This window comes from Chryseobacterium piperi, from assembly GCF_002285635.2.
Taxonomy (GTDB): domain Bacteria; phylum Bacteroidota; class Bacteroidia; order Flavobacteriales; family Weeksellaceae; genus Chryseobacterium; species Chryseobacterium piperi.
Genome location: NZ_CP023049.2, coordinates 422,128 through 442,825, shown reverse-complemented (window position 1 = coordinate 442,825; position 20,698 = coordinate 422,128). Strand labels below are relative to the sequence as shown.

At 35.2% G+C, this 20,698-nt stretch carries 18 protein-coding genes; 11 read left to right on the top strand and 7 right to left on the bottom strand.

All coding sequences use genetic code 11. From position 1 onward, the window contains the following. Positions 1-198 precede the first annotated feature (198 nt). The 4 genes from CJF12_RS01945 to CJF12_RS01930 all read right to left on the bottom strand — a co-directional run bounded on the left by CJF12_RS01945 (position 199) and on the right by CJF12_RS01930 (position 2,769). On the bottom strand, positions 199-492 hold the full coding sequence (locus CJF12_RS01945; protein WP_034686888.1) for a hypothetical protein: 294 nt from the start codon (positions 490-492) through the stop codon (positions 199-201). Between the two features lie 52 nt (positions 493-544). Further along, a complete protein-coding gene (locus CJF12_RS01940) occupies positions 545-1,522 on the bottom strand; it encodes a 2-hydroxyacid dehydrogenase (protein ID WP_034686886.1) in 978 nt (325 codons plus the stop codon). A gap of 79 nt (positions 1,523-1,601) precedes the next feature. Next, positions 1,602-1,865, bottom strand: coding sequence for a hypothetical protein (locus CJF12_RS01935; RefSeq protein ID WP_034686966.1), 264 nt, complete (start codon positions 1,863-1,865; stop codon positions 1,602-1,604). A 250-nt stretch (positions 1,866-2,115) separates the two neighbouring features. Further along, on the bottom strand, positions 2,116-2,769 hold the full coding sequence (locus CJF12_RS01930; protein ID WP_034686883.1) for a protein-L-isoaspartate(D-aspartate) O-methyltransferase: 654 nt from the start codon (positions 2,767-2,769) through the stop codon (positions 2,116-2,118). A gap of 164 nt (positions 2,770-2,933) precedes the next feature. Here CJF12_RS01930 and CJF12_RS01925 point away from each other — a divergent pair, with 164 nt between their 5' ends. From CJF12_RS01925 to CJF12_RS01885, 9 genes are all read left to right on the top strand, one after another. Beyond that, entirely contained in the window at positions 2,934-3,896 is a 963-nt protein-coding gene (locus CJF12_RS01925) for a Gfo/Idh/MocA family protein (protein ID WP_034686879.1), read from the top strand. Between the two features lie 227 nt (positions 3,897-4,123). Next, positions 4,124-5,857, top strand: coding sequence for a cellulase family glycosylhydrolase (locus tag CJF12_RS01920; RefSeq protein ID WP_034686876.1), 1,734 nt, complete (start codon positions 4,124-4,126; stop codon positions 5,855-5,857). 341 nt (positions 5,858-6,198) lie between these two features. Then, positions 6,199-9,135, top strand: a complete 2,937-nt coding sequence (locus tag CJF12_RS01915) for a hypothetical protein (protein ID WP_034686873.1) — start codon at positions 6,199-6,201, stop codon at positions 9,133-9,135. 12 nt (positions 9,136-9,147) lie between these two features. Then, positions 9,148-9,654 carry a hypothetical protein gene (locus CJF12_RS01910; protein WP_034686871.1) on the top strand — a complete coding sequence of 169 codons (507 nt, stop codon included), beginning with the start codon at positions 9,148-9,150 and terminating at the stop codon, positions 9,652-9,654. A 187-nt stretch (positions 9,655-9,841) separates the two neighbouring features. After that, positions 9,842-10,720, top strand: coding sequence for a CGA/CIA family class A beta-lactamase (gene bla-A, locus CJF12_RS01905; RefSeq protein WP_034686869.1), 879 nt, complete (start codon positions 9,842-9,844; stop codon positions 10,718-10,720). Positions 10,721-10,786: 66 nt separating this feature from the next. After that, on the top strand, positions 10,787-11,056 hold the full coding sequence (locus CJF12_RS01900; protein WP_228379118.1) for a hypothetical protein: 270 nt from the start codon (positions 10,787-10,789) through the stop codon (positions 11,054-11,056). Between the two features lie 159 nt (positions 11,057-11,215). Then, positions 11,216-12,106: a 3-hydroxybutyryl-CoA dehydrogenase gene (locus tag CJF12_RS01895; protein WP_185097172.1), complete on the top strand. Its 891-nt coding sequence runs from the start codon at positions 11,216-11,218 to the stop codon at positions 12,104-12,106. A 79-nt stretch (positions 12,107-12,185) separates the two neighbouring features. Further along, entirely contained in the window at positions 12,186-13,502 is a 1,317-nt protein-coding gene (locus CJF12_RS01890; RefSeq protein ID WP_034686864.1) for a hypothetical protein, read from the top strand. Positions 13,503-13,538: 36 nt separating this feature from the next. Next, complete coding sequence (locus CJF12_RS01885; protein WP_007845674.1) at positions 13,539-13,778, top strand: hypothetical protein; 240 nt, start codon at positions 13,539-13,541, stop codon at positions 13,776-13,778. A 49-nt stretch (positions 13,779-13,827) separates the two neighbouring features. On the opposite strand, the gene CJF12_RS01880 is transcribed toward CJF12_RS01885, so the two are convergent. The 3 genes from CJF12_RS01880 to dnaN form a co-directional block, all read right to left on the bottom strand. After that, a complete protein-coding gene (locus CJF12_RS01880; RefSeq protein ID WP_034686964.1) occupies positions 13,828-14,238 on the bottom strand; it encodes an META domain-containing protein in 411 nt (136 codons plus the stop codon). Positions 14,239-14,599: 361 nt separating this feature from the next. Further along, positions 14,600-17,002 (bottom strand): phenylalanine--tRNA ligase subunit beta, encoded by a 2,403-nt coding sequence (gene pheT / locus CJF12_RS01875; protein ID WP_034686862.1) that lies wholly within the window; start codon positions 17,000-17,002, stop codon positions 14,600-14,602. Positions 17,003-17,212: 210 nt separating this feature from the next. Next, a complete protein-coding gene (gene dnaN / locus CJF12_RS01870; RefSeq protein ID WP_034686861.1) occupies positions 17,213-18,343 on the bottom strand; it encodes a DNA polymerase III subunit beta in 1,131 nt (376 codons plus the stop codon). 199 nt (positions 18,344-18,542) lie between these two features. On the opposite strand from dnaN, the gene CJF12_RS01865 reads away from it, so the two are divergent. After that, positions 18,543-18,899: a diacylglycerol kinase family protein gene (locus CJF12_RS01865; protein ID WP_034686859.1), complete on the top strand. Its 357-nt coding sequence runs from the start codon at positions 18,543-18,545 to the stop codon at positions 18,897-18,899. A gap of 462 nt (positions 18,900-19,361) precedes the next feature. Continuing rightward, a complete protein-coding gene (locus CJF12_RS01860) occupies positions 19,362-20,195 on the top strand; it encodes a hypothetical protein (RefSeq protein WP_131329571.1) in 834 nt (277 codons plus the stop codon). The last annotated feature ends 503 nt before the right edge of the window (positions 20,196-20,698 follow it).

Here is a 20,698-nt window from a genome sequence, read left to right as displayed (position 1 = left end):
TATTAAGTCTACATTTAAAAATTCAAAGTTTTAAAGATATTCAAATTAGAAAATATAAAGCAAAGAAAACGTAAAAAATTGCCTTTATGTGGAGAGGAGTTTTATCCCTAGAATATTGCGATCATATCATATAATTATTACAAACAAAAAATCCTTACTCGATCGAGTAAGGATTTATATATGCTCTATAATATTTCTTTATGTGAGTACATCGTCATTTTCTTCTTCATGATCGTCTTTATTGTCACTTGTACTCCAATAATTGTTTTCTTCATCTTCGGATCCAATTTCCTCCATATCATTATCCTCATCTGAACCGGGAACATCCAGATCCATCTCCATTTCATATTCTTCATCCTCCTCGTTGAGGATGGGATTGCCATCACCATCGAGAGGAATATGCTTCTCTTTATTAAACAAATCCTCATTAGGATTGTAATCCATTTCTCTTAATTTTCTATTCTGCTCGTTGATGTTATCTTCAGGTACCATAATATTTTGTATTTGATGTTACCTATAGAACAAAAATAATTCCAAGTCCTAGTTAATTATTAGAAAATACTTCAGGATTTACACAATTCGCCATTTTTTCACCTTTTGAAAATGCTATGATATTTTCAGCTGCTAATTTCGCCATTCCATTTCTGGCTTCTATCGTGGCTGAGCCGATGTGTGGCAATACACAGACATTTGAAAGACCAAGAATAGGATCCTCTTTAAACATAGGCTCAGGATTGGTAACATCCAGACCCGCACCCCAGATTTGTTTAGACACAAGAGCTTCATATAAATCGGTCTGATGATGAAAACCACCTCTTGCAGTATTAATAAAAATAGAATCAGGTCTCATCTTCTCAAAAACCGAACGGTTGAAAAGGTCTTTTTGTTCAGGAATAAAATTAGCATGAACACTTAGAACATCAGATTGCTCGATCAACTCATCAAAAGAAACATATCGGGCATTAAGTTCTCTTTCCGCTTCTTCGTTATGATGTCTGTTATGGTAGATAATATTCATATCAAAAGCTTTCTGAGATTTTTTAGCCATTTCAAATCCGATCCTTCCTAATCCAAAAATACCTAATGTTTTACCATACAATTCTTGGCCTAATGCGTGCAATGGATCAAAGTCTCCCCAATTTCCTTCTTTTACTTTCTGAAAATTATAACTTGCCCGTCTTGCTACCGACTGCATCAGTAAAAAAGCTACATCAGAAGTAGCATTACTCAAAACATCCGGTGTATTTCCTATCGGCACCCCTTTTTGATTAGCTGCCTTAATATCCACATGATCAAACCCTACGGAATATAAAGCAACGGCTTTGACATTCGGACATTCATCAAAAAAATCATGGTCGAATGTATGATTTCCCACATTCAAAATAGTGTCTGTATTTTTACAATAGCTCAACCATTCTTCCTGAGATAAATTGCCATTTTCAGGAATGATAATCTCCAAACCTGCATCTTCAAGCATTTTGATTCCTGTTTCAGGAATTCTTTTATTGATAAAAACCTTCATTATTTTTCCTTTTTATGTATTTAAAAATAAAAAACCTCACTCATAACACAGGTGAGGTTTTTAACTTTAGTATTTAAAATTATTTCTGTTTGCTGGATTGCTCATTGTTTTCGTCCCAAGCTTTAGAAGCCATATCCTGCATGTCTTCCCAAACATCCTTTGCTGATTTTTGAGCCTGGCTCATAAAGTCCTGTTTGGTTGCTTCCTTATTCTTGCTTTTCATATCGTTCATATAATCCTTGACCTGCTGAGAATAGCTTTCTACACTATAGCCTGGATTATTATGCAAGTTTTTCTGAAGATTACTAAAATCGTGTGAAGATTTAAATCTGTTGGTGTCCATAATAATAAGATTTAAGTGATTAGGTAATAAAAATGCTCCAATTTTCATTCCGAAAAATCATATGAATCGATTATAAACTATCGGAATAAAGCAGGAAAGCTTTATAAAAGGTTTTATAAAGCAATTATTTTCAACTCCCTTCGCTAAAAAATTATTTTAACCTGATCAGTTTCACAAAGACGATTACAAATCTTCAGATTGGATTTTTCCTATTCTCGCTACAATCTGATGTGTCAGGTATAATGGGTATTTAGGTATTGGTATTGTTGAGCATCGGAACAAATTTATACGCACCAAACTCTTCTTTTTCTATTTCGGTAGGAGAAATTTTTGTAAAACGGTATAAAACCTGCTCGTCAGTGGGTCCCAATGGAATAACCATTTTCCCACCTACTTTTAATTGTTTTAATAGCTCGGTAGGCAGTACAGAAGCCCCACAAGTCACAATAATTTTATCAAAAGGAGCAAAGGTAGGAAGTCCAGCAAAGCCATCACCAAAACTCTGAAATTTTGGAAAAAGATGCAGCTCCCGTAATTTTTTCTTAGAGAAATCAAATAAATCTTTTTGTCTTTCTACTGTATACACCAAAGCTTTCATTGCTAACAGAACAGCAGTCTGATATCCACAGCCGGTACCAATTTCCAGTACCTTTTCTCCAGGTATCACCTGTAATAGCTCTGATTGTTCGGCAACCGTAGAAGGATGCGAAATGGTCTGGTGTGCCAAAATTGGAAAGGCACGGTCTTCATAGGCAAAGTCTTCAAAAATACTTTCAATAAAAAGATGTCTCGGAACTTCATTCATTGCCGAAAGTACATTTTTATCCGTAATCCCAATTCTTTGTTGAAGATACTCAACTAAAATTTTTCTTTTTCCTTTATGTACAAACGAATCTTGCGTCATTAGATAATAGTTAGTTATTAGATAGCGGGTACTAGTTTCTCACAAAAATAAGAATTAGATTTTAGATTTAGGGAAACCATCGCAATTTTTGCTGATTAAAGTCAAAAGTCTTTATATCTGAAATATCGTACCTAATTTATATCTTTACAAAAATTAAAAAAGCTATGTTGAAAGCAGGTTTGGTAGGTGCCGGACATTTAGGAAAAATACACTTAAGACTTCTCAATCAATCAGATAGATATGACTTTGTAGGATTCCATGATAAAGATGTAGAAAACGGAAAAAAATTAGAAGCCGAATTCGGATATAAATATTTTGAAAATTTTGATGAACTATTGGACCAGATCGATATGCTGGATATTGTAACTCCCACAGTTTATCATTATGATTATGCTTTAAAAGCTATTGAAAAAGGGCTTCATTTTTTCATTGAAAAACCGGTTACACAGACTTTGGAGCAAGCTGAAGAAATCCTTCATAAATGTCAAGAAAATGGAATAAAAGCTCAGGTAGGACATGTTGAAAGATATAATCCGGCTTTCATGGCTACCAAGGAATATATCAAAAATCCAATGTTTATCGAAATCCACAGACTGGCTGAGTTCAACCCCCGTGGTACGGATGTTTCTGTAGTTCTGGATTTAATGATTCATGATCTGGACATTTTATTGAGCATGGTTAAGTCTAAGGTAAAAAATATTCATGCCAGTGGTGTGTGTGTCGTAAGTAAAACTCCGGATATTGCTAATGCAAGGATAGAATTTGAAAATGGCTGTGTTGCCAATCTTACTACTTCAAGAATCTCCATGAAAGCTATGCGTAAAAGTCGCTTCTTCCAGAAAGACGCTTATATATCAGTTGACTTTTTAGAGAAAAAAGCAGAAGTTATCCGCATGAAAGATGCTCCTGAAACTCCTACTCCATTTGATATGATCATTGAAAATGCTGAGGGAGAAAAGAATCAGATTTTATTTGAATATCCAAATATCCAGCCTAATAATGCAATTTTAGACGAGCTGAATTCTTTTGCTGATTCTATCACAGAAAATAAAAATGTAGAAGTATCATTAGAAGATGGAACCGAAGCCTTGAAAGTAGCTTTGGAAATCATGAAACTGATCAGCTAATTAATATCGACTCGTACTAATAGATTAGATTTAGTGGATTTTAGTATCAACCCAAATCAATAGTCTCAAGGGCTAAGAATTTAAATCTAAAACACATTTCCTCTTTAAATACTTCATCTATTTAAAGAGGAATTTTAATTTAATTCAATAATTTTTAAATATATTTGTGATTATTAAAAGAAGAATCGATTCTAATCATTATCCCATAATTTTATAAAATCAAAACTATGAAAAGAACCATCCTATTATCCGCACTTTTATTGTCTCAATTTGGGACATCACAATTATTAAGAACAGACGGTCAGAAAATCGTTAATGATAAAGGTGAAAATATTCAGCTTAAAGGTCTTGGTTTAGGCGGATGGATGCTACAGGAGGGATATATGCTAAAAACAGCAGATTTTGCCGGCCCACAATATAAAATCAAAGAAAAAATTGCAGAATTGATTGGTGAAAACGGGATGAATGAATTCTATAAGGCTTATTTGAAAAATGGAATCACAAAACAGGATATTGACTTCTTGGCACAATCAGGCTTCAATTCCATCAGGCTTCCTATGCATTACAATTTGCATACATTACCTATTGAAAAAGAACCGGTAAAGGGTCAAGACACCTGGCTGGAAGAAGGCTTTAAAATGACGGATGACTTATTGAAATGGTGTGCAGACAATAAAATATATCTGATATTAGACCTTCATGCTGCTCCGGGAGGACAGGGAAATGATGTAAACATTTCTGATAATGATCAATCAAAACCTTCCCTATGGGAGAATGAAGATAATCAAAAAAAGACTATTGCTCTATGGAAAAAGCTGGCAGAACGATATAAGGATGAACCCTGGATCGGAGGATATGATCTTATTAACGAGCCTAATATTAATTTTACCGGAAAAAATCCAAACGGAACGGACGAAATGTCCAACGCTCCACTTTGGAAACTGCAAAAAGAGATTACGGAAGCCATTCGTGAGGTTGACAAAAAGCACATCATCATTCTTGAAGGAAATGGCTGGGGAAATAATTATAATGGCTTAATACCAATCTGGGATAAGAATATCGTTTTTAGTTTCCATAAATATTGGAACAATAATGATGATGCTACCATAAAGGGAATACTGGATTTAAGAGAGAAGCATAATATTCCTATCTGGCTGGGAGAGACTGGAGAAAACTCCAATGTATGGTTTACAGAACTGATCCAACTCATGGATAAACATAATATCGGGTATGCGTTCTGGCCCATGAAAAAAATTGATAATACAGCTGGAATTGCCAATGTAAAAATCACACCTGAGTACCAACAGTTACTAGATTATTGGAAAAACGGGGGTAAAAAACCGTCTAAAGAATTCGCAACAAAAGCTTTAATGAAAATTGCCGACCATTATAAATTTAGTAATACTGAAATAAAAAATGACGTGATTGATGCCATGTTCAGACAAGTAACCGATGCTTCAACAAAGCCGTTCAAAAATCATCAGGTTCCGGGAAGGATTTTCGCCACAGATTATGATTTGGGAAGAATGGGTTCTGCATATATGGATAAGGACTTTATCAATCTATGGGTAAGTGATCCGGCCAAAAGATCTGAGTGGAATGCCGGCCACCAACTAAGAAATGACGGAGTTGATATCTATACTTGTAATGATACAGTTACCAACCATTATTATGTAGGAAAAACCGAAAAAGGAGAATGGATTCAATACACTATTCATAGTAAAGCTGATAAAAGCTATGTTTTTGATATAAGGTACTCCAGTGTTGCAGACTCTAAAATAAGAATTGAGAATGCCTCAGGTCAACAACTAGTAACCGTTTCTCTATCTTCTACGGGAGGAAAAGAAAACTGGAAAACAATTTCTGTGAAAGGAATTAAATTACAAAAAGGAGACAATAAGATTAGATTTGTTTTTGAAAATGAAGGTATTAACCTTAATTATTTTGAAGTAAAACAATAACAACAAAATTAAATTATAAATCAATTTCCATAAATACGAGAATTTTATTTATTAATTAACTACTTATACTAAGATAAAAAAAATAATAATAATTTTTTTATTTTATTTTTTTTAACAAAACATTCCATATTTGATTATCAAAGTAACAATAAAACAGTAAAATCACATTAAAAATCTACATAAATATAAGAATAACTCCACAAAAAGCATAACGTCATTTCTCTCTCCAACGTCAAGATAATCAGTCATTGGCATCATTTTAGTTTCGCATAAAATGTAAAATTCTAAGTGATGAAAAAAAAAATTTTAGATGTTCTTTAATTATTACATTAATAGGATCTTTGGGCGTTTATGCTCAGGCTCCCGGAGGTGTATCAGGAGATTTGAGGATTTGGCTGAAAGCAGATAACGGCTTTACTTCTTCCCAATGGAATGATCAATCTGCTGCCGGCAACAACTACACACAAACCAATGCTTCACGACAACCCTTTTTACAGCCCGCTACTGCAAGGTATAATTTTAACCCTGTGGTAAGTTTCGGAACTACGGGAGCGGATGCAAGGTTTATGGTAGTTCCTTCAGGTAAGCCCTTTACTGCCAATAGATTGAATGGTAACCTTTTTATCATTGTCAATAGAAACTCTGATACCACGTACAGGGATTATTTGGGATTCGGAGGAACAGGGACAGGAGCCGGTCTTATACAAGCTAACTCCCCAGTATTAACAGCAAGTTTTAATGGAAACAAAGCTATGCAGCTTTATCCATATAATCCACCAACCAGTCCTAATCAAAAACTGGATATAGGAAAAACCTATTTATCTGATGTTTCATGGGAAATTGGTGTTGCCGGTGGAATGAAACACGGACTCAATTCTTTTGTTACGGCTGCGCCAGGAACTTTTGCTGCCGGATATGCATTAACTGCTAATGGCTCTGTATTAGGTTCACAACCTGAAGTTACTGATGGGAATATGTCTGAAGTGATTGCTTATGAGCGGGTATTAACTGACGCTGAACTCCAAAGAGTACGTTCTTATCTGGCCATTAAATACGCCACTTCTCTGGATCAGACGACACCATACAGTTATGTAAGTTCCCAAGGTACAACCATATGGGATGCAAACTCCAATTCCGGATATTCTAAAAATATTGCTGGAATTGGTCGTGATGATGCCAGTGCCTTGAAACAAGTTCAGTCTAAAAGTATCAATAATACCAACGAAATGCTAATAAGTTTAGGTAATCCTGCTTCTCAGGATAACCCTACTCATGCAGCAAATAACTCGTTTGATAACGACCAGGAATTTCTTACCTGGGGTACCAATGGTACCGTTGGATTCACCCCCTATACCAATGCTGGTTTCTCATCTGTGACGCATCGATTTTCCAAAGTTTGGAAAGCACAGACCAGCAATTATAATATCAATGGAAATGATGATGTATATTTCAACATTCTTAAAGGTTTGATCAACAGTTTTACGCTGAGTGGCAAACCTATATACCTGGTCATGAGTACGACCAGTGATTTTTCAAGTAATACCCACTTTATCCCTATCGGAACCAATACTAATACTGTAGACGGAGAAGACTATGTGAATGAACCATACAGAGTGGCATCTAACGCATTCAATGGTTTTACTTCTAATGGTACTTTTTATTTTACCATTGCAGGAACTCCGGTAGGCCCGGGAGGAGTACTTGGAAATTTCTGGAACAGAGCAGATAAAGATGTTACTGCTGCTTCGGGAACAGTGAATCAGTGGGTAGATCAGATGTTCGGAATCAAAACCTCACAGGTTGCCGATGTAAGCACAAAACCTAATTATGTTCCGGTAAGTAATGCTGCAACTGCTGCTACCTTTAACTTTAACCCATATATTGATTTTACCAATACAAATCAGGCAATAGGAAATGAAGGGGTGGCACCTTTTGAAGGATCCACTTCAGAATTAGAGATGTTTTATGTGATAAAAGATAACGTATGGACAGCGAATAACCGCTTCTTCGGAGTTAATTTTGACTTAAAAAATTCTGCTGCCGGAGCTGCAATCTATGATTGGAATACATCAACACAGGCAAATTACCTATCCAGAGGAAATACTCCAACCAGTAATAATGCTACCAATACAGTACTCAATCCAGCTTTAAGCACTACACTTTCCAACATTTCCAATGTGAGCCTTAGCGCTACTAACAGTACCGTACAACACAGATTAAACGGTAGCGGAATTGGAACGAACCTTACAGGACAAACCGTATATATTGGACAGGGAGGATTTGTATATGGAGCCAATAACCAGTCGAGTATGCCAGGTAATGATGTAGGGGTTACTGCACAGATTGCGGAGCACCTTGCGTTTGGGTTTGCTTTAACGGGAACAGAGCGTCGACAGGTAGAAAGTTACCTCGCTATAAAATACGGAACAACATTGACAGATCTGGCAACAGATACCAACTACCGTAACAGTACAGGAAATCCTGTTTTCACAGCTGACGGAACATATCAATACGATATTTTTGGAGTAGCAAAAGATGTCCGCGGAGGATTAGACCAACGAATTTCAAAGTCCATCAACAACGATGGTGGACAGGCTACTAACATTATTACGGCATCTACAGATAATAATTTCATCAACCAGAATGACACCCATGCTAATCAGCTGACTGATGGTCAATACCTTATTTTTGCATCCAATAATGGAGCACAGACTTTTACCGGTAGCACAATCACTGCCGCTGACGGTACTCAATTCAACAACTCACTTGCTACCCGATGGAAAGCAACAGACACGAATAAAGTAGGATGTATCAATCTTCGTTTTGATGCGACCAGCATTCCGGCACTTGCCGCAGGAGAAAGCTATTATATGCTTATTTCTCAGAGCCCTTCTTTTACCAATCCTATTTATCAAAAAGTTTTGAGAACAGGTAACACCATTGATGTTATACCCAATTTTGCAGACAACAGCAATTCTTATTTTACATTAGTTAAAGCTAATCTAAATATAACAGGAGGTACTGTGAACGGAGGCCAAGTAGGTATTTCTTCAATTCCGGGTGTATTACCATCTGCTTCTGATGCATGGCTCGAGCTCAATGCTAAATCTAAAGGTATGGTAGTTACCAGAGTTTCAGATGCCAATAATATTCCTGCAGGAAACAGACTTCAAGGTATGATCGTATATGATACCACCCAAAAAGAATTTAAAGTATATAACGGAACAGAATGGAGAACTCTAGGAAACTCTACTTCCACTTCTATTTTCTGTAATTAAAAAACATAAAGGATGAAAAATATATTCTTAATCTCAATATTGCTGATAGGCTCAGGCATCAATGCTCAAGTTGCTATTGGTAAAAAAAGTGTAACGAATAATAATACCATATTAGAATTTGGAAATTCTTCTAACAGAGGAATAGTTCTTCCTAAAGTAGAAAATGCTACTACAATGAATGCTAGTGAAGGAACTATGGTTTGGGACACTGCTACAGGAAGCTTCAGGTATTACGGAGGTACTACACCAGCCTGGAATCCACCAGCTCTAGGAGGAACGACAGGAGGTGCTCTTGCCGGTTCGGATGCTAATGGAAAAAAGATGATTATCGGATCAGATACTTCTGATGCAGATGGAGTGCTTATTCTCGAAGCTAAACAGGGAGACAAGGCCCTGGTATTACCTTTAATCAGTCAGCCATCGGAAAGATTCACTTCTCCTCCGACAGGGCTTATGGTCTATGATACGGCAACCAACCAGGTAGCTGTATTCAATGGAACTAAGTGGACGTACTTTTAATGTAACACTCTTACATTTCGACAAAAGGTTAACAACTTAATCGATATTATTTAATCCGGAAAATTGACTTTTCCGGATTATTTATTTCTATTTAAAAGATCTAAAACATATCCTGATAAATTAAGGCACAGTTATGGATCTAAAAGAGATTTATTTTTTAAATTTACGACAGTGAAAATTAACCATTATGAAAAAAGCAGCATTATTACTTCTTTTGATTTCTTCATTTGCTTTTGCTCAGCATACAACACTGGAACAAAAAATAGATTCTATTATTAATGATAAAAAAGCTACTGTAGGAGTTTCTGTACTGGGAATTGAAGATCCATTAAATTACAATAAAAATGGTGAGAAAAAGCTTCCCATGCAGAGTGTTTTCAAGTTTCATATTGCTGCTGCAGTTCTGAACCTTGTAGATATGGGCAAACTGTCTTTAGATCAGAAAATTTTAGTTAAAAAATCTGACCTTCTGGATAATACATGGTCTCCTCTAAGAGAAAAGTATCCTAATGGCAATATTGAAATTCCTCTAAGTGAAATTATTGATTTCACTGTAGCGCAGAGTGATAATAACGGATGTGATATTCTCCTGCGATTAATTGACGGAACCAATACTGTCCAAAAATTCATGGATACCAAAGGAATAAAGAATTTTCAGATTCGCTTTAGCGAAGAAGAAATGCATAAAGACTGGAATGCACAATATCAAAATTACAGTTCAACAAACTCTATCGTACAGGTTCTGAAAAAGTTTTATGAAGGCCAATTACTCTCTAAAAAATCGACAGATTACCTCATGCAGGTAATGTTAGGAACCAAAACAGGAACAAACAAATTGATTGAACAGCTTCCTAAAAATACACCTGTTGCTCATAAAACAGGTTCATCCGGAAAAAATAAAAATGGATTAACAGGAGCAGAAAATGATATGGGAATTGTTACATTACCTAACGGAAAGCATTATGCCATAGCCGTATTTGTAAGCAACTCTACTGAAGCAGAAGCTGTTAACTGCAAAATCATTTCCGATGTATCCAAAGCGGTATGGGATGATTTGAATAAATAGTTTTTAAAGCTTAATTTTAGCCGTTGATAATCTGATTACTTCATCACATTAATCAAAACTTTTTCTATGAAAAAATTAACACTCCTGATTGCCATTCTCTCTTTTACCTTCTTTTGGGGCAAAAGAACCAGAGTTACCTGCAGATTGGCTATGCAAGTATTTGCTGTGGCACTCCTTCTCCGGATCCTATCATCCGGTATATATCAGAGTTTCAGAAAAAGAATAAAACAAAATCTTTTGAAATCTATCAACAGAATGGGTTGGGAAGAGAAGGTGAATTCAATTTGTATATTGGAACAGACCAGCTTTCAAAAACTCAGAAAACCAATTTTATAAATGGGCTGAAAGCAGCAATTTTTAAACAGAACAGCAGAAAAAATAAAAGCAGTGACGGGAACGTCAATTTTGATGAATCTATCATAATCACAAGGACTGATTTAGCCAATTCAAAAAATTTAACTCTCTATAAAAAATAATTTAATTTAAGGAAAAATGATCAAAAACATTGTAGTTATCGGAGCTGGAACCATGGGAAATGGTATTGCACATACTTTCGCACAAAGCGGATTTAAAGTAAGCCTGGTAGATGTATCTCAGGATACTTTAGATAAAGGATTAAAAACCATTACCACCAACCTCGACAGAATAATTGCAAAGGGAAACCTTACTGAAGAACAAAAAGCAGAAACTTTAGGAAATATCACCACTTTTACAGAGCTAAAAAATGCAGTGGGATCTGCAGATTTAATCGTAGAAGCAGCCACTGAAAATCAGGATCTGAAATTAAAAATCTTCGGACAAATGGACGAATTCGCTCCGGAGAATTGTATTTTGGCAACCAATACTTCTTCTATTTCTATTACAAAAATTGCGGCTGCAACGAAAAGAGCGGATAAGGTTATCGGAATGCATTTTATGAATCCTGTGCCTATCATGAAACTTGTGGAAATTATTAAAGGCTACTCTACTTCTAAAGAGACTTTCGATACTATCTACGAAATGAGTAAAACACTAGGAAAGGTACCGGTAGAAGTTAATGATTATCCAGGGTTTGTCGCTAACAGAATATTAATGCCGATGATCAATGAGTCTATTGAAACACTTTACAATGGTGTTGCCGGTGTAGAGGAAATTGATACGGTAATGAAATTGGGTATGGCACATCCTATGGGACCTCTTCAGTTAGCAGATTTTATAGGACTTGACGTTTGTCTAGCTATCCTTAATGTTATGTATGATGGCTTTAAAAATCCTAAATACGCTCCTAACCCATTGTTGGTAAACATGGTGATGGCTGGAAAACTGGGTGTGAAATCAGGAGAAGGATTCTATGATTACTCTGAAAGTAAAAAAGCGGAGAAGGTTTCAAAAATGTTTTTGAAATAACTGAAAAATATATGGGTTGTGAATTATAAGTGATGAATCAGGCCACGGCCGCCAACCTGTAATTGATTAACAGCAACCCATGAAAATTAAAGAAAAGCATATTCAAATATCACTGGTCATCATTACTTTAATGATGACCATTTTACGTTTTTTACTCAACGAGAAAGGAAGGGTAAGCCCCGACTCTATTCGGTATATGAGATTTGCCCATGTGCTTCCTGTCATTGATAATACGGTAACTCCATTAGGGTATCCATTAAGTATTAAGTTTTTTACTTATTTCGGGTTAGATGAATTCTGGAGCAGTAAGGTCGTCGGAATTGCAGCCTTTCTGTTTATGGTTACTTTTGCCTGGAAAAAGAATTTCTATCTGAAAGAAACTATTGTCATTAGTGCGCTATTCAGCTTTGTTTCTATTTATTCTTTTACAATGAGTGAATCGCTGATTCTTCCTTTTGTATTTCTTTTTTTGTATACGGCTCATCTAATTATTTCCGGACAATTAAAAAAATGGAAAGGCTTATTTTATCTGTCCCTTTCTCTGATTGTATTGTATAACATCAGATACAGTGCATTATTTATTATCGGTGGAACCGGACTTTTCGGATTGATAAGATGGAAAAAGAACTATGCTCCGGTTTTTATATTCTCTTCAGCAATAGGTGTTCTTTTTATCATTGCCTATAAATTTTTGTTTCTTGATTATTTTAATGAGAACTATATCCAGCAAGCCCTTGAAATGGGACTACACCCCACTTCCCAATTGCTGGTTGAACTTTTTCAGGGCTTAACTGTGACCTTCAATCCTTTTATCCATATGGCTAGTCCGGGAGGAGGATTGATTAACTATGCTATATATGGCTTGGGGTTTATCAACATTTTGATAATCTTATTTCTATTTACTAAAAACAAGCTTTCAGAAAGTGATCAATTCTTCATTACCATTGGCATATCGGGTACAGTCTGCTCTTACTTTGTTCAGTACTTTTATCCCGTCAACCCCTTGGATTATCGGCTACTAGCTCCTTTCAGCTTTCCGATCTGGTTAGTTTATTTTAAAATGTTATTTAATATTTTTAATTGGAAGGTGTATGCTATTGGCGCATTAAGTCTCATATCCGGTGTACTCTTTACCTGGCTTTCCAAAGGGAATTATCTTGAAAACAGAAAATCTATTCAGCAGTTCTTAACATCTGAAAATATGTCTGACATACCGATAAAATTTTACCTGGAAACTACTGAAGATTTAGAAAAGATACAGGTTGCCGAATTAATAAGCACAGTTAATCCTCAGATAAGCCTGACTTTCAAGCCTAAAGATACCCTTCAGAAAACAACACTCACCAGGTATAAAGTTTTACAAAAAATTATAATCGACAAGAACAAATACCAATAATTTTATTATCTTTGAGAAAGTTAAAACATTAAAAAAATGAAATTACCAAAGTTTTTATTAGCAGATAATTCGGAATTTCCTGAAGATTTATTCGTGGTTCATACAGAATATCCAAGATTTATCTTAAACGTTGAGGAAGAAGAAGTTGAGTGGCTGGATGATTTGGAAGGAGATGATGAAGAAACGATGGCAGATGAAGCTACTAAAGTGGTAGAAGCTGCTTTCAAATGGTGTGATGAGGAATTGGCTAAGTACGATGAAGAGGAAGAAGAATAAGAAATAACATTAAAGCATAAAAAAGGAACTCAATCGAGTTCCTTTTATTTTATTCTGATTTATTAAATTTCAATAATAATAAATTGTCTTTGTACAGTTCCAGTGTATTTCCCGAAATCACATATTTATTGGCTTTCCCCATCATATCCATAAAGTTCTGCTCTACATTCATATTATCACAAGCCATTCTTGTAGATCCCATTTGTCCGGCAGCAAAATTACCTGTAGCAGCATCCAGCTGTACCGTTCCAAAATAATTATTACATCCTGCGTTTCCAGTGATTTTTTCTCCTTCAATATTCAGGGTAGGAATTTTTCCTTTTACATTATCTGCCAGCGTCCATTTGGTATTGGCTAATGAAGGCTGGGATTTTCCCACTTTCGATGCAGATGGACTTGACATAGTTCCACACGATGCCAAAATCAAGGCTGCACTTATACTTAAAAAAAGATTTTTCATTTTTTTCTTTTTTGATTTGATCAAATTTACGGAAATTATATTATTTAAACGGTTTTCAAAGGATTTTATTATTCACGCATCCTTTGCATCTGTAATTTATTTCTTAGTGTGGTGAGTCTAAGTTTTAGCTAAAACCGAATTGGTGGATAATTATTAAAGGTGGGTTAAAACCCACCTCTATTGATATTATTAAAATTGAATTTACTATATATCTCATGCTATCAATAGAAATGGGCTTTAGTCCGCTCACTTATTCTCCTCCCTTCCAAAGGGCTTTAGCCAAAAGCATAAAAAGTTCAGGATTTCAGAAACAAAAAAAACGGGCTAAAGCCCGTTTAATATTATGATATAGAATACATTCTTATGATCTCAATTCAGCATTGAATTCCTTCTGGAAAGATTTGATTAAAGAGTCCATTACTTCCGAAATTTCTTTTTCCTCTAAAGTTTTCTCTTCATTTAAAAGTTCAAAACTCATTGCATACGACTTCTTCCCTTCCGGTAAGTTCTTCCCTTCATAAACATCAAATAAATTGATATTTTTAATGAATGGAGACTTGTTCTTTTGAGCAGTCTGATATAACTCCTGATAAGTAATATTTTTATCAATCAATAAAGCTAAATCTCTTCTGATTTTATTAAATTTAGGAATATCCTTGAATTTCAATTCATTCGTAGAACGAAGCTCCTGAGCCAATTCAAGTTCAATTTCAGCATAGAAACAATCCTGATCGATATCGAAGTCTTTCAATAGCCCTGCCGCAACTTTTCCGATTCTTACTAAAGTTTTTCCATCTGCTTCATAAGCCAACGCATCAGAGAATCTTTCATCAGATAAAGCCACTTCTTTGTAATCGATAGCTAATTTTTCCAATAGAACCTTAACGTACGCTTTCAGGTTATAGAAGTCAGTAGTGGATTTCGGCTTTAGCCAGTTCTCTGCAACATCTCTTCCGCTAACCAAAATAGCCAATTGTTTTCTTTCTTCGTACTGAGCTCTTTTATGATAAATTTTCCCGAATTCGAAAAATTTAATATCCTGATTCTTCCTGTTGATATTATAGATTGCATTCTGAAGAAGTCCTTCCAATAAAGACTTTCTCATAAACGCTAAATCGCTGCTCAATGGATTTAATAATTTCACAGCATCGGTTTCATCTTTTACAGAAGTTAATGAGTTATTCATTACTTCATTGAAGCCTAAGCCCTGTAAAGTTCTTGCCCAACTGTTTTCCAATTCATCCTGATCATTAGCACTTAGCTTCACCGGAGTAAATGAAATCTTTTGTGGAGCATCAATTTTATTATATCCATAGATTCTTAAAATCTCTTCAATAACGTCAATTTCTCTTGTTACATCAGCTCTGTAAGCCGGAACAGAGATCTCCAATCCGTTTTGAATTTCATTTAAAACTTTTATCTCAAGAGCTTTTAAAATTTCTTTTACTTTCTCTCTGTGAATTTTAGTTCCTAAAATCTGTTCAATTTTAGAGAATCTTATGATAACATAGCTGTCTTCAATTTTCTTAGGATATTCTTCCAATAATTCTCCTATCAGTTTTCCGCCAGCTATTTCCTGAATCATTTTGATAGCATGAGTAATCGCTGTTCTTGTAATGTTAGGGTCTACCCCTCTTTCAAACCTGAAAGAAGCATCCGTATTCAAGCCATGAAATTTAGCTCCTTTTCTGACAGCTACAGGATTGAAATATGCACTTTCAAGGAAAATAGTTTTTGTTTCATTGGAAACTCCCGACTGGGCACCACCAAAAACTCCGGCAATACACATCGGATGATCTTTTCCATCTTTGATTATAACCTCAGTCCCATTTAAAGTCCTTTCAACACCATCTAATGTTGTGAATTTGGTTCCTTTTTTAACAGTTCCTACTTTCACTTTTTTATCTGCAATTTTATCTGCATCAAAAGCGTGAAGCGGCTGTCCATATCCGTGAAGGATATAATTCGTTATATCAACGATATTGTTAATCGGGTTTAATCCGATTGCTTGTAGCCTGTTTTTTAACCAAATCGGAGATTCGGCAACTTTTACATCTTCAATTACTGCTCCGATATACCTTGGGCATAGATCAGCATCTTCAACCTCTAATGTAAAGCTGTGAGAGCCTTCATTATTTAAAGGTTCTGAAGCTACTTTTTCAAATTGTGCTTTTTGCTGATTGGTAGAAAGAAAAGCATATAAATCTCTTGCCACGCCATAATGTGACATCGCATCAGTTCTGTTTGGTGTTAAACCAATTTCAATAACCTCATCATTCGTCAATTCAAAATAATCGGCAAAGTTTTTTCCAACTTCATATTGGGCTTCATCCAGCACCATAATACCACCGTGATCTTCACTCAGACCCAGCTCATCTTCAGCACAAATCATTCCTTGTGAAACCTCCCCTCTGATCTTTGCTTCTTTGATTTCAAAAAAGTTTCCGGTCTTATCGTAGATTTTTGTCCCAACAACTGCTACAGGAACGGTCTGGCCCTCGGCCACATTGGGTGCACCGCAAACGATATTAAGTATCTTTCCGTTTCCTATGTCTACTGTTGTTTTCTTTAGTTTGTCAGCATTCGGGTGTTTTTCGCAGGTTAAGACTTTACCTACTACAATTCCCTCTAAGCTTCCTTTTACACTTTCAAATTTATCTATCCCTTCAACCTCAAGACCAATATCTGTAAGGAACTCACCGATTCTTTCAGTTTTCAATTCCGTCTTTATGTAATCTCTCAGCCAGTTATTTGATATTTTCATCTGCTTAAATCTATTTTTTTATCGCTAAGACTTAACCATTATATGGTTTTTATCTCCTTTATTTTGAAAAATTGTATTTCGAATTTTTGCGTCTACAAATGTCGTGTTTTTTTAAGAAATAGCGAAATTTTTAACTTCTCAACTCACCTCAAAAATAAAAAAAAGAGGTCTGGAAATCCAAAACCTCTTTTATGTAGTATAAGTCTCTTGTTATAAACCGATTACCGGCATTGATAACATTAAGATATTTTCGTTTTCTTCAAGACCATCCAGAGGTTCAATAATTCCCGGTCTGTTCGGCTGAGACATTTTCATAGTGATATCATCAGAACTCAAAATCGTTAGCATTTCCGTTAAGAATTTAGAACTAAATCCGATATTGATATCTTCTCCATTATAGTCACAAGGAATCTGCATGTCTGCTTTGTTAGCATATTCCGTATCTTCAGCATGAAGATGAAGAATGTTTGCAGATAATTTAAATCTAACCTGATTAGTCGATTTATTAGACATGATAGAAGCTCTCTTAATAGCTCCTAATAAAAGGTTTCTATTGATCGTTAATACATTCGGGTTTTCTTTTGGAATTACCGCTGTATAGTTAGGATATTTTCCATCGATCAGTCTACAGATCCAGATATGTTTACCAAAAGTAAATTTAGCCATGTTCTCATTGAAATCGATGGTAACATCTTCATTTGAACTTGCCAAAATATTTTTGAAAATATTCAATGGTTTTTTAGGCATGATGAATTCCATAGGTTCAGCATTCATCAGGTCCAGTCTTTTATACACCACCAATCTGTGAGAATCCGTAGAAACAAAGTTCGTTTCGTTTTCTCCAAACTGGAATAATACTCCTGTCATTACAGGACGTAGTGAATCATTACTTGTTGCAAAAAGAGTATTGGTAAGAGCCTCAGATAAAACCCCGGCAGACATCGTTACACTTTGTGAAGCGTCAAATTCCGGTAATTCAGGATAATCATCCGCATTATCTAATGCTACTGCAAAATTATCTTTCTCATCTAAAATCTCCAGCTGACTTCCGGTACCTTCTGCATTATCTTTTACTGATAACGTCAGAGGTTGTTCGCCATAAGTCTTGATAAAATCTTGAAAAATTTTAGCAGGAACAGCAAATTTACCCGAATCATCAGATTTTACTTCTAAAGAAGTTACAAGCGTTGTTTCGCCATCAGATGCTGTAATGGTAACTTGAGTTTCGTTTAACTCAAAAAGATAGTTTTCTAAAATCGGTCTCGATTGAGAGCTTGATATTACGCCACTTACAGTTTGCAAAGCCTTCTGCAGTTCACCACTTGAAATAATAAATTTCATAGATTTAAAAATAAATTTTTACAAATATAATAAATAGAAAATAGATTAAAAAAAATAATCCTGAGAGTTATTAACAACAATCAAAAGATTTTTACAACTACCTCCTGCCCGCTTTTTAGATAATAAAGATATCATAAAGGACTAAAGATAGGCATTTTCTTTAAGCAATTAATTATATTTGTACATAATCTTTCCTATCATGCGTAAACCACCTATTCACAGAAGTTTCCAGAATGCTTTTCGAGGTGTTTTTTTAATGGTAAAAACAGAAAGAAATTTTCAGATCGAATGTCTGGCCTTTCTGATCAATCTTTTTCTCATCTTCTATTTACAGCTCTCAGGAATAGATACCGCTTTAATCCTTCTAGCTTGTTTTGGGGTTTTAAGCACTGAAATTCTCAATACCGCTATTGAAAAGACCTGTGATATCATTCAACCTGAATTTGACAAGAGAATTGGATTTATTAAGGATGTTTCTGCGGGAGCCGTTATCCTCATGAGTATTGTTTCTGCTATTGTTGGGGTTTTGGTTTACTGGAAGTATATTTTCAGCTAGATTGTAATCGTGAGCTTATAGCAGACTCATTTCAATTTCTCGCAGATTATGCAGATAGAGCAGATTAATCGAGGTGCTAAAATATCTGCTGAATCAGCCAGATCTGTGAGAAATAAAAAATAAAATTTCCTACACTTATCTTTTGTGTTATTCGTGAAGAATAATTCGTGCTATTTGTGTTTAAAACCTATTTATCTACGTAAATAAATCACATCCGTCCTAGTTTAGAAGTGATTTCAAACCTCCATTCCTGATGAGAAATCATAGTTACTTTACAATTGATAGACCGGTAATTACTAAAATAAACTTCGGGATATAATGAAACTTTTTCTTGTTCAGAGATTTTATGTTTATTTTAATATTTCATGAAAACCCCTTTATCTAAAGGCGTCCTTTTATTTAACAAGCGGTGCAAAGTATTTACTTGGTATGCATTTTGATAATAAAAATAAAATTAAGGAAATGAAAAAGAATCTATTGTTTGCAATGGCCATACTGCCATTTGCATTTTATGCTCAAGTGGGAATTAATACAACCAGCCCAAAAGCAACTCTTGATATAAAAGGAGTGAATTATGACCGGACCGGAACTTCTCAAGATAATGGAAAAGCCACGTTAAGAATTGACGGAAACACTGAGCATGCATTAGACATGGGAACTATTTCTAGTGCACCTTATGGAGCCTATATCCAGTCTTTAGGCAAAAATAGTAATAGAGGCCTTCCTGTTGCTATCAATTCTAACGGCGGAAATGTAGGGATAGGAATGATTCCTACTAAAGCTCCCAATTCTTCCTCTCCTTCAAAGCTTTACGTCAACACTGTAGCAACCGCACCAAATGATGGAGTAGCAACTTTAGTCCGAAACGAAACAACAGGAGAAATAATGGCAGTACGTGCTGGTAATAATACAAGGTCTTTTAGCACTCTTACCTACCAACTTAACAATGTAAGTGATGACTGGGTAAATAATTTCGACACAAAAATATCTTCAACCAACTATACGGTTATTATTACTGGACTTATTTTTGGGGGTTCAGAACAAGCAAAAGGCTTAAAATCAGGTGTATCTGGAAGCACTTATAATCCCTTAAATTTCAGAGCTTTTATAGAAGGTGGAACCTGGAGGTTATATGCTGATTATGATGGAGGGGGTACTGCTGCCAGAATTAATGGAAACTGGACTATTAATGTATTAGTAATTAATAATACTCTAATTAATACTTTACCTACCCAAACCTATAACTTAAATGGTAATATAAATGGATCTGCTACATCTGCTCCAGCAGGATTATAAATACAGTTTTAATATATTTAACAACAGGTTTTTTCTTGCAATAGAAAAGGCCTGTTATTGCTAGAAGCTGATTCGTATTACCTTTTGCTTCTTGTCTCTGTGATTGTGGGTTGAATTTTGGTTTGTTGAAAATGTATTTTCAACCAGATATCATCCGCTATTAAAATTTATGAATTTAGATCTCTCGCAGATTGTGCAGATCAGTCAGATTTTTTTAGTACTGTGATTATCTGTCATTCAGAACGAAACGAAGTGTAGTGAAGAATCTATAAGAATAAAAAGCCTGTTTATTGTAGGCATTAGAGATTCCACGCTTCACTTCGTTTCGCTCTTAATGACAAGAGTTGTTCTATTTACAAAATTCCCACACCTTTTTTGTGTTATTCGTGAAGAATAATTCGTGCTATTTGTGTTTAAAACTCTATTTACCTGCGTAAATAAATCACATCCGTCCTAGTTTAGAAGTGATTTCAAACCTCCATTCCTGATGAGAAATCATAGTT

Excerpts from the sequence above, each read along its gene's own strand:
- CJF12_RS01945 (WP_034686888.1), bottom strand. The coding sequence starts at position 492 with ATGGTACCTGAAGATAACATCAACGAGCAGAATAGAAAATTAAGAGAA.
- CJF12_RS01940 (WP_034686886.1), bottom strand. The coding sequence starts at position 1,522 with ATGAAGGTTTTTATCAATAAAAGAATTCCTGAAACAGGAATCAAAATG.
- CJF12_RS01935 (WP_034686966.1), bottom strand. The coding sequence starts at position 1,865 with ATGGACACCAACAGATTTAAATCTTCACACGATTTTAGTAATCTTCAG.
- CJF12_RS01930 (WP_034686883.1), bottom strand. The coding sequence starts at position 2,769 with ATGACGCAAGATTCGTTTGTACATAAAGGAAAAAGAAAAATTTTAGTT.
- CJF12_RS01925 (WP_034686879.1), top strand. The coding sequence starts at position 2,934 with ATGTTGAAAGCAGGTTTGGTAGGTGCCGGACATTTAGGAAAAATACAC.
- CJF12_RS01920 (WP_034686876.1), top strand. The coding sequence starts at position 4,124 with ATGAAAAGAACCATCCTATTATCCGCACTTTTATTGTCTCAATTTGGG.
- CJF12_RS01910 (WP_034686871.1), top strand. The coding sequence starts at position 9,148 with ATGAAAAATATATTCTTAATCTCAATATTGCTGATAGGCTCAGGCATC.
- bla-A (WP_034686869.1), top strand. The coding sequence starts at position 9,842 with ATGAAAAAAGCAGCATTATTACTTCTTTTGATTTCTTCATTTGCTTTT.
- CJF12_RS01900 (WP_228379118.1), top strand. The coding sequence starts at position 10,787 with ATGAAAAAATTAACACTCCTGATTGCCATTCTCTCTTTTACCTTCTTT.
- CJF12_RS01890 (WP_034686864.1), top strand. The coding sequence starts at position 12,186 with ATGAAAATTAAAGAAAAGCATATTCAAATATCACTGGTCATCATTACT.
- CJF12_RS01885 (WP_007845674.1), top strand. The coding sequence starts at position 13,539 with ATGAAATTACCAAAGTTTTTATTAGCAGATAATTCGGAATTTCCTGAA.
- CJF12_RS01880 (WP_034686964.1), bottom strand. The coding sequence starts at position 14,238 with ATGAAAAATCTTTTTTTAAGTATAAGTGCAGCCTTGATTTTGGCATCG.
- pheT (WP_034686862.1), bottom strand. The coding sequence starts at position 17,002 with ATGAAAATATCAAATAACTGGCTGAGAGATTACATAAAGACGGAATTG.
- dnaN (WP_034686861.1), bottom strand. The coding sequence starts at position 18,343 with ATGAAATTTATTATTTCAAGTGGTGAACTGCAGAAGGCTTTGCAAACT.
- CJF12_RS01865 (WP_034686859.1), top strand. The coding sequence starts at position 18,543 with ATGCGTAAACCACCTATTCACAGAAGTTTCCAGAATGCTTTTCGAGGT.
- CJF12_RS01860 (WP_131329571.1), top strand. The coding sequence starts at position 19,362 with ATGAAAAAGAATCTATTGTTTGCAATGGCCATACTGCCATTTGCATTT.